Origin of the sequence: Salinicola halimionae (genome assembly GCF_003206065.1) — a bacterium.
Taxonomy (GTDB): domain Bacteria; phylum Pseudomonadota; class Gammaproteobacteria; order Pseudomonadales; family Halomonadaceae; genus Salinicola; species Salinicola halimionae.
On record NZ_PZJQ01000002.1, the window covers coordinates 749,363 to 764,256 of the forward strand.

Genomic DNA, 14,894 nt, shown 5'->3' on the forward strand with positions numbered 1-14,894 from the left:
GATAGCCCTGGCTTTGTAGGAGCAGCCAATGCTATTAACGGGGTTTGTCATACTGAAACGGCATTGCCTCCAGCATTGGTATCAGGGGAGTAGGCTCATGGAACTCGTCTGGCTCGAGGACTTCATCGCGCTGGCGGAGCACGGCAGCTTCGTGCGCGCGGCCGAGGCACGTCATATCACTCAGCCGGCCTTCAGCCGCAGAATACGCGCGCTGGAAGCGTGGATGGGCGTCACCCTGTTCGCGCGTACGCCGCAGGGAACGTCGCTGACCGAGGCTGGGCGGGCGATGCGCGGCGGGGCGTTGGAGTCCGCCAACCGCTTGCACCGGTTACGAGAAGAGGTGCGAGAGGTGGCGGGAAAGACTGCTCGAACCCTGCAATTCGCGGCAACGCATTCGCTGTCGTTCACGTTCTTTCCACGCTGGATTCGTCAGGTCGAAAGCGGGATGCCGATCGAGGCGCTACAACTGCACACCGAAAGCATGGCGGGTTGCGAGCAGATGCTGATGCAGGGCCGGGTGCATTTCCTGCTCAGTCATCGTCACCCTGAAGTGCCTATGCGACTCGACCCGAGCCAGTTCATGAGCCGCAAGATCGAGCAGGACACACTGATACCGATGATCGGTGCCGAACTGGGGAGGGAATTTGGCGCGGATAATGACGGCGGGTCGGTCACTGGTTTCGACTTTTTGACGGCGGGCGATCCCGTCGTTCCTTATCTGGCCTACACCGAAGCCTCGGGGCTGGGACGCATCGTGGCTCATCGCCTGCGCCGCGACGGCGAATTCGACTCGCGGGAGCCGCTGTTCACGAGCCATCTGGCGGCGGTGCTGATGTCGATGGCGCTCGAGAACAAGGGCCTGGCCTGGTTGCCGCTCATCCTCGCGGAGGCCGAGTGGCGCGAGGGGCACCTGGTCCGCGCACTCGGACCCGACTGGGATATTCCGGTCGAGATCCACATCACTCGCGCCAAGGCGACGCTGCCTGCCTCCGCCGAGGCATTCTGGCAGCGTCTGACGACACTGGCTTAGACCGTGGCTCTGCGTCTGGACGCTCCGAAGCCGTTCGTTTGAACTTTGGTCGCTTTATTCGCCACCAATACGATCCAGCAGCGCCATCTGCGTCTCGGGAATCTCCAGTGCCGCCGCCTCGATGTTCTGCTGCAGATGCTCAGGTGACGAGGTGCCGGGGATCAGCAGAATGTTGGGCGCACGCTTGAGCAGCCAAGCGAGTGCCACCTGCATCGGCGTGGCATTGAGCGTCTTCGCCACATCGGAGAGCGTGTCCGACTGCAAGGGCGTGAAGCCACCCAGCGGGAAGAACGGCACATAGGGAATGCCGTCCGCGGCCAACTGATCGATTAGCGCATCGTCGGCGCGATTGGCCAGGTTGTACTGATTCTGCACGCAGACGATGGGGGCGATTTTCCGTCCATCGGCGACCTGCGTGGCGGTGACGTTACTCAGCCCGATATGCTTGATCAGGCCGCGTTCGCGGAGCTCGGCGAGCGTCGTCAGCGGCGCCTCCAGCGAGCCTTCCGCCGGACCGTGCACGTCCAGCATGCTGCGCAGGTTCACGACCTCCATCTGCTCCAGGCCCAGGTTGCGCAGATTGTCTTCTACCGCCTGAGTGAGCTCGGCTGGGGAAAGGGCGGGAAGCCAGGCCCCGGTTTCGTCGCGGCGAGCGCTGACCTTGGTGACGATGCAGAGATCGCTCGGATAAGGATGCAATGCCTGCCTGATCAGTTGATTGGTGATGTGGGGGCCGTAAAAATCCGAGGTATCGATATGATCGATGCCGGCCGCGATGACATCCTCGAGCACTTGAACGGCGCGAGAGGGATCCTCGGGCGGGCCGAACACCCCAGGCCCGGCCAGCTGCATCGCCCCGTAGCCCAGCCGTTTGACCTGACGGTCGCCGAGCGCGTAAGTGCCGGCTTTTTCAATGACGGACATGCGTTCACTCCTGTGTCGTTGACGATGTGTCAGACGCTTAATGTGCGCTCATGGTAGGCCCGTCAGAGTTGTGCGACTATTGGGTTCAATCAATACACGTCGTACGGTTAACTGCACAATGAGCGCCGATCTCAGCGATCTTCAGGTAGTGCTGGCCGTTGCCAAGGCAAAGGGTTTTCGGGAAGCGGCGCGGCTGACCGGTAGTAGCCCATCACGCTTGAGCGATGCGGTACGGCGTGCGGAAACCGCACTTGGCATCCGGCTGTTTCATCGCACCACGCGGGCGGTAACCCTGACCGAGGCCGGTACCGCGCTGGTCACGCGGCTGGCGCCCGCCATCGACGAAGTGGAAAGCGCGCTGGATGCGATCAACGGTTTTCGGGATCGTCCCGCCGGCACCCTGCGTCTCAATGTGCCCGTGAGCGCGTCGCGACTGATCCTGCCTTCCATTCTGCCCGCCTTCCTCAAGGCATACCCGGACATCCGCGTGGAGATCACCGCCGATAGCGCGGCGACGGATACGTTGGCAGCGGGTTTCGATGCCGGCATTCGCTACGACGAACTGCTCGAGCAGGACATGATCGCAGTGCCCATCGGACCTCGGGAGCAGCGTTTCGCGCTGGTCGCCTCGCCCGACTACCTGTCTCGTTGCGGCACGCCCGCGCATCCCCGCGATCTGCTGCAGCACGCCTGCATCCAAGGCCGTTTCACCAACGGCAATCTGGCCGTCTGGGAGTTCGAGCGGGAAAGCGAGTCGATTCGCATCGAGCCCCGTGGGCCGCTGCAGGTCAGCATCGGCGGCGGCGTGGATCTTGGTGTCGAGGCGGCGCTGCAGGGCGTCGGCCTGATCATGCTGTTCGAGCAGTGGCTTGAACCGTATCTTCAAAGCGGCGCGCTGGTGCCGGTGCTCGAATCCTGGTGGCCACGGTTCACGGGTCCCTATCTCTACTATTCGGATCGAAGGCTGGTACCCGCGCCGCTGAGGGCCTTCATCGATTTCGTTCGTGGCCAGGGTGTGGAAGCTTAATAAAGAATTGCTGACGCCTCTTTGTCGTCAAAAGTGATGTAGCGATGGATGGCCTCCATAAAGTAGTAATCGCCATACATTGAAGACTCGTTCACTCCGGAGTTTCGGGGTCTATCAACGGTGACTCGCTCAAGGATCCCGAACTTGTTCATCTCGCGATAAAGACAGTGCTCCGACAGCGCCTCGATAAGCGTCTTGCCCCTTGTCTTCCAGAGCGCTGCGGATGCCCGCTGACGGGTCCGTTCCAGCATCTTGGCCAACAACAGCATGCCAGCGGCTGCAATGGCGGCCGCCGAGGCATCTAGCGGCTCCTTCTCGTGGTCTCTGAAGCAGAAGTCCCAGCGGGGCAGGAACAGCCGCGTATCCAGATGCGCCCAGAAGTACTCGGCCAGCCGCTGTGAAACGTCCAGATACGTCCGGCTGTCGGTATAGCGATACACGTTCGCGAAGCCGTACAGCGCCCAGGCCTGACCGCGCGACCAGCAGGACTCGTCGGCGTGCCCCTGATGGGTGGTGCGTTCGACGATGTCATGACTCGTCGTGTCCCAGCGCACTACGTGGTAGATCGAGGCGTCGTTCCGGACGTGATGCTGCATTATTCGATCTGACACCATGAGTGCGGTCTCGCGAAGCTTTGGGTCGCCTTCCTGCGTCGATGCCCACAGCATGAGCGGCACGTTCATGATGGTATCGACGATGGCCGTTCCTTCGTAGCCGGGCTCGTTCCACGCCAGAATCAATCCCGTCTCAGCGTCGAATAGATCCAGCATGTTGTAGGCGCCCGCCACCGCCATGCGAACCAGGCGGTCGTCGGGAGCAATATGGTTACCGAACACGCAACTAGGACCGAAGATGAATCCCATGTCATGGGTCTTGTTGTCGTTCTGACGAACTGCAAGTGCCAGTGCCTGCTCCAAGGCCACTGCTCTTTGTTTTTCTCCGTTGGCCTCATGCAATGCCCTGAGCCAAAGCAATCCCACCCAGAAGCCGCCTGTCCAATGGCCATCCCGATTGGTCAGCCATTCACCGTTTCTTGTGATATGCGGAAAGTCGCCCCGCAACGTCTCCTGCATATAGGCGATTTTAATCAGGCATTTCTGCTGCAGATTAGCCAATTCCATGATCGAACGTCTCCTCGGCACGGCATTGATTCTACAACTGTGGACGTCGGCATACCGCGACGATGCCGGTACCCCCCTACGTGATGGAGCAGCCGAGATCCTCCCGGACGAGCATATTCCCGAATGCAATTTCGGTTCATTGCACTTTGGTGCAACGCGTATTGCATTGGCATGGTTATAGTGCAACCTTTATTTCATGGCTCGGTTGAGCAGATAGAAGTGATCAGACTTGGCGTTCTGAATCCAGGTATCTGATCGGACCAGACATCGTTGATAAGTGGGAGCAGGATGAGCGGAGAAAACGACGTGTCCAGCTTGAGTCGCTACTTGCTGGATCATGACAACCTGAGTAATTCACAGCGTGCTATCGCGGAATATCTTTGCGAGCACCCCTGGGAGGGGCTTACCCAGACTGCGGCCGAGATCGGTGCCGCAGTCGGTGTCAGTGCCTCGACGGTCGTCCGCTTTGCCCAGGGCATCGGCTTCAAGGGGCTGGCGGATCTGCAGCAGCTGCTGGGATCTCATGTCAGGCACCTGCTGCGCTCGCGGGAGTCGCTGGAACGCGTCAGGTTCGTCAGCGAGCATTTGGGGCTAGGCCGGGCGGAGTCGAGCTATGACGTCTTTCAGAATGTCATGCAAAACGAGATAACCCATATCGAAAAGACCCGGCATTCGATCTCGCCTGAACGCTACGAGAAGGTCATCGATCGTCTGACAAGCGCAAAATCCCTCTATGTATTGGGATTGAGAGGATCCCTCAGCCTCGCCGTTCATTTTACCGTTGGTATGCGTTATGTCCGGCCAGATGTCTTCCGTCTCGACAACAGTGGCGATGACCTCCCCGACAAGCTCGCGTCGTTGACCTCGGACGATGTACTGGTGGCGTTCTCCTACAGTCCTTACACGTCGACGACGGTGAAGACCGTCCGCGCCTGCAAGTCACTCGGCGTTCACGTGATTGCCATAACCGATAGCGAGAGCTCCCCTGTGGCCAAGCTCACAGAAGAGTGCCTTGTGACCCATAACCCGGTGTGGTTCTCGTCGGCCACCGGTGGCAGTACGGCCTTGGTCAACTCCCTTATCTATGCCGCTGCCGCCAAGGCCAAGGATAGCGTTGGTTCGCATATCGACAAGGCGCGGGATCTGGTGGCAGCGCTCGAAAGCTTCGAACTCAACAGTATGGATAATCTGCTCAGCATTTTGGCTGACGAAAAGAAACGATGAAGCGCTTCTGAATTTGAATGTGACGGAGCTGCCCCTCCGGCGGAATCCATCAATGGAGCATGGATGATGAGTGACATGAGTCCCGAAGAACGCCTGGGGATCGAGACGGCCAGAAAGTTCGTGCAGGAGCGTGTTTCACCGCGGGCGGCACAGATCGATGCCGAGGATGAGGTGCCTTGGGACCTGGTCAAGGAAATGCACGAACTGGGGTTGGTCGGCGTGACATTGCCGGAAAACCACGGTGGCCTGGGGGCGTCGACGCGATTTTTCGCCGAAATCCTAGAGGAAATCGCGACGGTAAGTCCGGTGATGGCCAACATCAACATGTTGCAGAGCTGCTACGCCGAGTTCCTGTTCAAGTTCGCCAGCGACGAGCTAAAGACCCGCTGGGTCGAGGCCATCGTCACCGGCAGAAAATTCATCAGCGTTGCCATGACCGAGGCGGGAGCGGGTTCCGACATTGCCAGCATATCCACCACGGCCGAGCGGAACGAGGAGGGCTACACGCTGAGTGGCGAAAAGCAGTTCATCACGATGGGGATGGTGTGCGATGCGGCCATCGTGTTTGCCGTCTCGGAAAAAGTCGCGGACAGGAAGCAGCGGATGAGCGCCTACTTTGTCGAGGCTGATCGTCCAGGCTTTGGCCGCGGTCGCAAGGAAGCGCTGATGGGCATGCACGGTGAGGCAACGGGCGGCCTCGTGTTCGATCGGGTCAGAATTCCATTGTCTCACCTGCTCGGCAGCGCCGGACAGGGCTTCGAGCTTGCCGAGTATTCCTTCAACCTTGGGCGCATCGCGATCGCTGCACTGGCGCTAGGTATTGCTCGCGGCAGCGTCATGCTGGCCACCGACTATGCCCGCGATCGACAGGCCTTCGGCCGATCGATCGGCAAATATCAGGGTGTCTCCTTTCCGCTGGCGGACAACTTTTCCCATCTCGAGGCCGCCCGAGAGATCGTGCACCGGGCTGCCATGAAACGCGACAGCGGGGATCACTTCTTCCTCGATGCCTCGATCGGCAAGCTGCTGGCCTCCGACGTCGCCATGCAGGCCTCGAGCGACGCCATCCAGATTCTCGGAGGCGCGGGCTATTCGCGGGAATATCCGGCGGAGCGATTCTTTCGCGACGCCAAGGTCATGCAGATATACGAGGGCACCAATCAGATACAGCGCATGGTCATCGGCCAGGCCCTGCTGCGCGGCAACATGGACATCGGCTATCGGATGGGTCTTTAGCACAGTTGGGGGGCGAAACGGATCGAGTAGCGGCAGTTTCAATACGGTTCCATGACATGACGCGCCAGCAAGCGCGTTGAAAAACGGCGGCACTGGGAGCTGATTCATGAGCGGTTTCGAATCCTTGAAAGGCATCAAAGTTCTGAGCTTGACGCAGTTTCTTCTCGGCCCTTCCGGCGTGCAGTTTCTTTCGGATCTCGGCGCGGAAGTCATCAAGGTCGAGCCGCCGCGGGGGGCCTACGAGCGTCACTGGAGCGGTGCCGATCTGTTTCTGGACGGCAGGAGCATGTTCTACATGCTGGCGAATCGGAACGCCAAGAGCGTATGTCTCGACCTCAAGAGCGAGGAGGGCAAGCAGCTGGCACTCGAACTGGCGAAAGAGGCCGATGTCGTGGTCCAGAATTTTCGGCCCGGTATCGCGGAGCGACTCGGGCTAGGCTTCGATGCCGTCCGCGAGATCAACCCTTCGGTCATCTACGTCTCGGCGTCGGGCTATGGTGAACGTGGCCCCTATCGGAATCTGCCCGGACAGGACCTGCTGCTGCAGGCCATGACCGGCCTCGCCGACATCACTGGAGCCGCCGACGGCCCGCCAACTCCCGTAGGAACCGCGGTCATCGATCAGCATGCCGCCGCGCTGCTAGCCTTGGGTGTCCTGGCCGCACTTTTCAAACGCGAGCGAACGGGGGAAGGCGAGCACGTGCAGATCACCATGGCGCGCGCGGCTCTGGACCTGCAGCTCGAATCCATCTCCTACCAGCTCAACGGCTACGACGTCAGCCGGAGTCCCGATGGCCTGGGGAGTGGGTTCCACCAGGCGCCCTATGGAATCTATGCCACCGCCGAAGGCTATATTGCCATTTCGCTGTCGCCGATCGGCAAGGTGGCACAGGCGACTGCCTGTCCTGAACTACACGACTTCCAGGAGAAGCAGGATGCCTGGAAGTACAAGAAGGAGATCGCAACGATCCTGGGGAGCGCGTTGAAACAGCGCCCGGCGGCAGAGTGGGAACGCATCCTGCGCGAACACGATGTCTGGGCGCAGCGGGTCAACTCCTACCAAGAAACTATCAACGATCCCGCCATCAACTCACTCAACCCCTTTGAGTCTTGCGAACACGGTACGGCAGGGACAGTCAGGTTCTTGAGATGCCCGATACAGTTTTCCGATGAAGATAGCCAAACGAAGTCTTTCCCCGCCCAACTCGGTGAGCATACGAAGGAGGTTCTCGAAGGACTCGGCTACAGAGATCAAGAAATAACAGAATTGGCCACAAGAGGGGTCGTTCATGTAGCAGCAACGCCCCCTTCGTGACTCTCCCATAATGCCTTACGAGCATAATTAAAAAATGTAGACAGAGCACCACCCAGTCTGCAAAAACGGAGAAGCAACCATGAATAACGAGTCTCGTAGTTTTCCGATTGGAACCGTTAGTCGGCGAAATCTGTTGATAGGAGGGGCCGGACTGCTCGGGATGGCGGCGTTTGGTATACCGCTGGAATCCAGAGCTGCGCCGGATGCGAAAAAGCTTAAATTTGCCTACGAAGGGCCTAGGGGAACAGGTCAGGAAATCGGCGCAAACGTTTTTCAACAAGCGCTGGAAAAAGCCAGCAATGGAAAGATGACTATCACCCAGTATCCGGGTGCGCAGCTGGGTTCGGAACCCACTCTGCTAAGAAAGGTAACATCGGGAGATATCGATGTCATTATATCGTCGACGGCCAATGCATCTCAGTTCGTTCCACAATCGGGAGTGTTCTCGCTGCATTATCTGGTCGAGAATTTCGGACAGGTCGAAAAAGCGGTGACCGACGAAAAAATCAGGCAGCTATATATTGAAATGGCGCGTCAGAACACGCAGGGCGCGGAGCCATTGGCTCTGTTTACTCTGCCGCTACGAGACTTCTTCGCGCCCAAAACACAGGTACATGATGTCGGCGATTTAAAGGGCAAAAAATTCCGAGTGCAGGCAACCCAGACTGAAGATACGTTCTTTAGCGCTTACGGCGCGATCCCAGTTCATATGCCTTTCACAGAGGTCTATACCTCCTTACAGACCGGGGTCATCGATATGGCCGAAAATGCCATTAGCTACTATGGCAGCTTCAAGCTTTACGAAGTAGCACCGGTCGTTTCCCTCTCGCAGCATGAAGGTAATTTTCAGGTTCTGTGGATAAGCTCGCGAGCGCTGCAAGGCCTCACTAGCCAGGAACGAGAGTGGGTCCAGGAAGCCGCCGTCACGACAAGCCGGGAGCAGCCGCCACAGGCGGCGGACCTGGTGGAGAAGATGAAGAAGAAGTACGCCAAGATGGGCATAGAGTTCTATGACAAGGTAGATAAGCAGAGCTTCATCGATATAGCCACGCCGTTGCAGGATAAAATCGCGCATGATCTCGGTCCCCACGCGGTCAAGATATTAGACCAGATCAGGACCATAACCACTTGACTATCTGCGTGCTCATTTAAGTTTATGCTGATCAATCGTATAGATAGTGCTGGTTTGGCCATAGGCGCCAGCACTACTTCATGGCATAGATATTAAGAGAGAATGCAGCATGATACTAAACATGAAAATCGTGAGCGAAAGGGAAAGAGAGCTCAAGTGGAAAGCGCTTGATCCTCTAGAATTCATTTTGATCGTGACGTGCGGCCTGTTGCTGACCACCTTCACCTTTTCTGTTTTGATTAATGTTATTACACGGCTGACGAATACCCCTGTCTTGTGGCTAAACGAACTGATTGTCGGTACTTTCGTCTGGGGTATTTTTTTAGGCGGAAGCGTAGCAGTAAGGCGGAACGAGCATTTTACGCTGGCTAGTTTTGTCGAAAACTTGCCTACGTACTGGCAGCTTGGATTCGTCACGTTTATCCAGCTGGTCATGTTGGTGACGGCCGGCTGCTTTGCCATATTTGGTTATATCAACTTCCTGCAGGGATTTCATAATTATCTTGAAACTACCGGAACGCCTATTGCCGTGATAACGGCGTCGGTCCCGATGTGTGGTGTGCTGACGGCGATATTCAGTTTTGAACGTCTGGTTCATGCCTGGAAAAACGTTCTTTTTGATCATCGAAAGCCCCTTCCCCCAAAAAGCGAAACAAACACTGAAAACAATTCCATATAACTATTTCAGTGAATCAGGAGGCTCGATATGGAAAATGGATCGATCGTATTACTGATGACATTTGTTTTTTTGTTTTTGGGTTTTATCGGCGTGCCGGTGCCATTTGCCATTCTGGCGGGTGTGTTACTGGGTACGATGTGCACTGATGTCTCGTTTGCTTCGATCATCGGTCAACTCTTTGAAGGCGTGAACTCCACTGCCTTGTTGGCAATTCCCTTCTTCATGCTGGCTGGCGAGCTATTGGCATCGACGAACGTGTCTCAGCGTATCGTCGATCTGGCGGAGTCTCTCGTGGGCCATATTAGAGGTGGACTGGCTCAGGTTGTCACCTTGTTCAGCATGCTGTTTGCAGGTATCTCGGGCTCATCCAATGCCGATGTCGCCGCCATCAGCCGCGTATTGTTACCTTCGATGAAAACGGCGGGTTACGACCCTGCTCGTTCAGCAGCATTAGTGGCGGCCGCATCGACAATTGCCAACATGATACCCCCCAGCATCATGGCCATTGTCTATGGGGCGACCGGTGGCGTCTCCATCTCGGCGTTGTTCATTGGCGGTATTATTCCCGGGGTTCTCATTGGCATCGGCTTGATGATTTACAATTATTTCTTTGGTTCTATCGGTACGACTCAGAAACATTTCACCTGGGCTCAGCGAGGCGTGGCGCTCAAGCGTAGCCTGCTACCGATGATGATACCCATCCTTATTTTAGGTGGAATTCTCGGTGGTTTTTTTACGCCTACCGAAGCAGGTATGGCCGCGGTAATGTATACGATATTTGTCGTTATTCCTCTGGTTGTCAGAGGACATTTCAAGCTGTTGCCTGCTGACTTCATGCGTGCAGCGGTACTCTATTCATTGCCGCTGATGGCTGTTGCCAGCGCTTCGGCCTTTGCCTGGATGGTTGCCTATTTACAGGGTCCGCAGGTGATATCGGGATGGATAGAAAACGTTGCGGGTACCAACGCGATAATCATCATGCTGCTGTTGGTAGTGGCTCTGATTATCGTAGGCAATTTCATCGATGCCGTTCCTGCCATTGTGATATTCATGCCCATCATTGCCGGGTTGGTGCAGCTGGGCGACATAAATCCGGTACAGATGGGCGTGATCGCCATTGTCACATTGGCTTTTGGCCTTATCACACCGCCTTACGGTTTATCGTTATTATTGGCGGCTAATTTCGCGGAGGTTCCATTCTCTCGAGCGCTTTGGCGCGCCATTCCCATATACGTCGTTTTTCTTGTCGTCATCTTGCTGATGGTCATATTTCCCGATATCACTCTGTTTTTACCGCGTCATTTTTTGCCTCAGTCCGTGGGATGTTTCCCCAACCCCAGGGGGGAAGGATTCATCTGCCCCTCGTGATGATGCGCAGTCGACCTCGGCATTGCCACTTAACGATCGATAGGAGCTTAAACATGAACGTGACCATCGGTGAGGAAGTGAAATTCAGCAAGACGGTGGGTGAATCCGATATCTATATGTTTGCGGGCATTACCGGCGATTTTTCGGGCAACCATGTCAACGAAGAGTTCATGCGCAAGTCCGCCTTCGGCAGTCGCATCGCACACGGCGCGCTGCTCGTGGGTTTCATGTCCACCACTTCGAGCCTGATGATCGAGTCATGCATGACGGAGGATTCGGATGCCACCCCCGTCTCGCTGGGCTATGACCGCGTTCGGTTTATCGCGCCGGTATTCATCGGCGATACCGTGACCGTGCGTTATCGCATCGCTCAGGTCGACGTGCAGAATCGGCGGACGGTGGCCGACATTACCGTGGTCAATCAGGCAGAGGAGACGGTCGCCGTCGCTCACCATATCCTCAAATGGGTGCCGAATCCCGCGCTGAAAGCCGGGGCGTAGCGAGATGATCCGAGGCAAGGAGCCGAGCATGAACGATGAGCTGGTCCATTGCGCCGTAAGCGATGGGGTTGCCGTGTTGACCCTGACGAATCCGCCGATGAACGTCGTCTCCATGGCACTGACCCGGGAGCTGGCCCAATTACTGGGGCAACTGCGTACCGATCGCTCCGTGCGGGCATTGATCATCACCGGCGCCGGCGAGCGCGCGTTCTGCGCGGGATCCGACGTGAGGGAATTTCCTGCCCTGATCGAGGGAGGCAACTTCGTCGAGCGCAAGCTGGCATTCGAGAACGAAACCTTCTCTCTCATCGAGACGTTTCCGAAGCCGACGATTGCCGCGCTGAATGGTCTGGCGTTCGGTGGCGGTCTGGAAATGGCGGTCTGCTGCGATCTCATCGTGGCGGAGCAGCAGGCGAGCCTCGCTTTGCCGGAGATCCGGCTGGGCGCAATCCCGGGAAGTGGCGGGACGATCAGGGTGACCCGGCGTATCGGCGAGGGGCGTGCCAGGGAGATGATGCTACTCGGTGAGCCGATTGACGCGACGACCGCCCACCACTGGGGACTGGTCAACCGCGTGGTTGCTTCCGGTCGGGCACTGCTGGAAGCGTCGATATTGGCCAAAAGCCTGGCCAAGGGCCCGAAGGAAGCCTTGGCTTCATGCAAACGCTCCATCGGCGATGCGTTCGATTTACCCAAGCAGCAGGCGCTGGCGCGCGTACTGGAACTCAGCGATCACATATTCAGGACGGACGATTGCCGCGAGGGCGTGCGTGCTTTCCTGGAAAAAGACGCTAATCCATCCTTTTCGGACAATTGAATGATAGGAGACGGGACCGGACCATGGACGCCTTGCAATCGTTGACCTCGACACGTCATGCCCGATATACCGAAGCCCTCGATCTGTTGGTTTCCAAGCTATCCGAGGACGAATCCATTATTGGAGTCGAGTTTCCTTATGTCACTGCGCCCGATGGCCGCTGGCTGACGATGCCCGCTTCCGTGTCCGCGGGCTATGACGGACGGGCGTGGAGCCACGGCAACTGGTTCTGTGGCTTCTGGGTGGGGTTGCTGCTTGCCGCTTACCTGCACAGTCAGGAGGAGAAGTTCCTGGTGTGGGCGCGCGAGAGAATGCGGCTCGTGGAGGCGCGCTGCGAAGACGGCAACACGCACGACATTGGCTTCATCTTCCAGAGCAGCGCCATTCCTTTTGCGCATGTCACCGGCGATACGCGCTATGCGGAAATCGCGCTGCGGGCCGCGAGACGGCTACGGAGTCGCCTGATAACGACGCGCTCGGGCGCTTTCATTTCTTCCTGGGGGCCGTTGACTGATCTTCGCGGCCGCCGATCGTCAGCCATCGATACGATGGCCAATCTACCGCTGCTCTACTGGGCGGCAGATTACGCTGATGACGGCAGTTTCCGGTTAGCGGGTGAAGCGCATGCGGCAATGACCTGGCGGGGCATGGTACGCGAGGACCTCTCGACCTATCACGCGGTCGAATATGACCTTGCCTCCGGAGATCGCGTTCGAGGCTTTACCTTCCAGGGCTATGCAGACGATTCCTGCTGGCCACGGGGGCAAGCCTGGGCCATCTACGGGTTCACCGCGACATCGCGCGCCACGGGCAGAGAGAACTATCTCGACCTCGCGGCTCATCTCGGCGACTACTATCTTCACCGCACGGGGGAGAGGTGTGTTCCGCCTTGGGATTTCGATGATCCCGATGTGCCACATAGGCTGCATGACTCGTCCGCGGCGGCCATTGCCGCTGCCGGCTTTCTGGACATCGCTCGGCTCCATCCTGACAAGATGGCCGCGAGCACTTGGCGCGAAGCCGCGCTGCGCACGCTGGACGTGCTCTGCGATGATTACCTTGCCCGGGAAGGCTGGCATCGTGGCCTGCTCAGGCACGGTGTCTATTCCAAGCCGCATAACATTGGCCCCGACAGTGCCGTCATGTTCGGGGACTATTACTTCATCGAAGCTTTGCTCAAAGTCATGATGCCCGGGAGCTTCCTGCCGTTCTAGATTGCGCATACGCATGGCAATGCAGGGGTATTCCTCGCTTCGAGTCGAATCGAGCGCTGCGGCGCGCTTGAGTCGACGCCTTGGTGACAGCACTCCATGGGCTCCTTTCCCTACTGCCAGGGCAGGCGATGAGTAAGCCACCGCTGCCGGCTTTCATCGCGTTCATTCATTGACTCGAACCGAGTGCTCCGGGTGGGCGCACGGCGGGTCCCGCAATGACGTATCCTGACCGCCTTCGTCGTTTTCCCGAGGGTCTCTCATGCGCATGTCGCCGCTGCCGCCGCTCAACGCCCTGATCGCTTTCGAGGCGGCCGTTCGGCACATGAGTTTTACCCGCGCCGCCGTCGAGCTGAACCTTTCCCAGAGCGCGGTGAGCCGGCAGATCGTTCACCTGGAGCAGTTCCTGGGACGCAAGCTTTTCATCCGCGAGCAGCGCCAACTGGCGCTGACGCGCGCGGGGGAAACCTACGCGTTGCAGGTTCGATCGATCCTGGACGACTGCGTGAATGCTACCGCCGAGGTGATGAAAAGCACCGCCGAGAGCGAGCTGACGGTTGCCTGCACCGCCGGCGTGGCGCAGTTCTGGATGGCGCCACGACTGGGTCAATTTCGGCGCCAATACCCCAGCATCAAACTGCGTCTGATCGTGCGCGATGGGGTGACGTCTCTGTCTTCCTTCGAGTTCGATATCGGGCTGTATTACCTGAAGCAGGCGTCTCTGCCGGGATTCGAGACCACTTACCTGATTCCGGAGAAAGTCTTTCCGGTCTGTGCGCCCGGTTATCTCGACGCCTGTCGTGAGCGTCATGGGGTTGGCCCGGACTCGGGGTTGACGCCGGAGCAGTTGAGCGAGGAGACGCTGCTGGTGCTCGAGGATGCCCAGAGTCTTTGGATTTCCTGGCGTGACTGGTTTCGCTACCACCATTTGCCGACGGTGAGCCTGAACAACGCCATCGCCATCAATCACTACCCGCCACTGGTCGAAATGGCGGTACTTGGCGAAGGCATCGTGCTGGGTTGGCAACACGTCATCGACAGTCAGATCGACAGGGGCCGACTGGTCCGCGCGACCTCGCACTGGGCGAGTCACGGGGGCGGTTATTTTCTGATCACGCCGGACGAACGTCGGGAAAACGTCGCCACGCGCTGTTTCAAGCGCTGGCTGCTGGAGATGGCGCCGCAGGGAGATTGATCGTCCGACGCAGGATCGATGCGCTGGCCGCATGCTGCCATGCATTTTTAACGCTTTTCAGGGGCTCGAGGCGCTGGGTAGGCTCAAGTCGTATTTGGATGATTGTCTCGACAAC

At 58.0% G+C, this 14,894-nt stretch carries 14 protein-coding genes; 12 read left to right on the plus strand and 2 right to left on the minus strand.

Going from position 1 to position 14,894, the window contains the following annotated elements:
* The first annotated feature begins 97 nt into the window (after positions 1–97).
* Entirely contained in the window at positions 98–1,030 is a 933-nt protein-coding gene (locus tag DOM27_RS04020; RefSeq protein ID WP_110654735.1) for a LysR family transcriptional regulator, read from the plus strand.
* Positions 1,031–1,084: 54 nt separating this feature from the next.
* Here the strand turns inward: DOM27_RS04020 and DOM27_RS04025 are convergent, their stop codons facing one another.
* Positions 1,085–1,954 (minus strand): aldo/keto reductase family oxidoreductase, encoded by an 870-nt coding sequence (locus DOM27_RS04025; protein ID WP_110654736.1) that lies wholly within the window; start codon positions 1,952–1,954, stop codon positions 1,085–1,087.
* A 118-nt stretch (positions 1,955–2,072) separates the two neighbouring features.
* Between DOM27_RS04025 and DOM27_RS04030 the strand changes: the two genes are divergently transcribed.
* Positions 2,073–2,981 carry a LysR family transcriptional regulator gene (locus tag DOM27_RS04030; RefSeq protein ID WP_110654737.1) on the plus strand — a complete coding sequence of 303 codons (909 nt, stop codon included), beginning with the start codon at positions 2,073–2,075 and terminating at the stop codon, positions 2,979–2,981.
* Here the strand turns inward: DOM27_RS04030 and DOM27_RS04035 are convergent.
* Positions 2,978–4,102: a glycoside hydrolase family 88 protein gene (locus DOM27_RS04035; protein ID WP_110654738.1), complete on the minus strand. Its 1,125-nt coding sequence runs from the start codon at positions 4,100–4,102 to the stop codon at positions 2,978–2,980. The genes DOM27_RS04030 and DOM27_RS04035 overlap by 4 nt on opposite strands.
* A 306-nt stretch (positions 4,103–4,408) precedes the next feature.
* Between DOM27_RS04035 and DOM27_RS04040 the strand changes: the two genes are divergently transcribed.
* The 10 genes from DOM27_RS04040 to DOM27_RS04085 all read left to right on the plus strand — a co-directional run bounded on the left by DOM27_RS04040 (position 4,409) and on the right by DOM27_RS04085 (position 14,779).
* On the plus strand, positions 4,409–5,326 hold the full coding sequence (locus DOM27_RS04040) for a MurR/RpiR family transcriptional regulator (protein WP_188113674.1): 918 nt from the start codon (positions 4,409–4,411) through the stop codon (positions 5,324–5,326).
* A gap of 66 nt (positions 5,327–5,392) precedes the next feature.
* A complete protein-coding gene (locus DOM27_RS04045; RefSeq protein ID WP_188113675.1) occupies positions 5,393–6,562 on the plus strand; it encodes an acyl-CoA dehydrogenase family protein in 1,170 nt (389 codons plus the stop codon).
* Positions 6,563–6,668: 106 nt separating this feature from the next.
* A complete protein-coding gene (locus tag DOM27_RS04050; RefSeq protein WP_110654741.1) occupies positions 6,669–7,877 on the plus strand; it encodes a CaiB/BaiF CoA transferase family protein in 1,209 nt (402 codons plus the stop codon).
* Between the two features lie 79 nt (positions 7,878–7,956).
* Entirely contained in the window at positions 7,957–9,009 is a 1,053-nt protein-coding gene (locus tag DOM27_RS04055) for a TRAP transporter substrate-binding protein (RefSeq protein ID WP_110654742.1), read from the plus strand.
* A 121-nt stretch (positions 9,010–9,130) separates the two neighbouring features.
* Positions 9,131–9,688 carry a TRAP transporter small permease gene (locus tag DOM27_RS04060; RefSeq protein WP_157956712.1) on the plus strand — a complete coding sequence of 186 codons (558 nt, stop codon included), beginning with the start codon at positions 9,131–9,133 and terminating at the stop codon, positions 9,686–9,688.
* A 27-nt stretch (positions 9,689–9,715) separates the two neighbouring features.
* Entirely contained in the window at positions 9,716–11,056 is a 1,341-nt protein-coding gene (locus DOM27_RS04065) for a TRAP transporter large permease (protein ID WP_223162271.1), read from the plus strand.
* 53 nt (positions 11,057–11,109) lie between these two features.
* Positions 11,110–11,556 carry a MaoC family dehydratase gene (locus DOM27_RS04070; protein WP_110654744.1) on the plus strand — a complete coding sequence of 149 codons (447 nt, stop codon included), beginning with the start codon at positions 11,110–11,112 and terminating at the stop codon, positions 11,554–11,556.
* Positions 11,557–11,584: 28 nt separating this feature from the next.
* A complete protein-coding gene (locus tag DOM27_RS04075) occupies positions 11,585–12,373 on the plus strand; it encodes an enoyl-CoA hydratase/isomerase family protein (protein WP_110654745.1) in 789 nt (262 codons plus the stop codon).
* Between the two features lie 23 nt (positions 12,374–12,396).
* On the plus strand, positions 12,397–13,587 hold the full coding sequence (locus DOM27_RS04080) for a glycoside hydrolase family 88 protein (RefSeq protein ID WP_110654746.1): 1,191 nt from the start codon (positions 12,397–12,399) through the stop codon (positions 13,585–13,587).
* A 259-nt stretch (positions 13,588–13,846) separates the two neighbouring features.
* Entirely contained in the window at positions 13,847–14,779 is a 933-nt protein-coding gene (locus DOM27_RS04085) for a LysR substrate-binding domain-containing protein (RefSeq protein ID WP_110654747.1), read from the plus strand.
* Positions 14,780–14,894 lie beyond the last annotated feature (115 nt).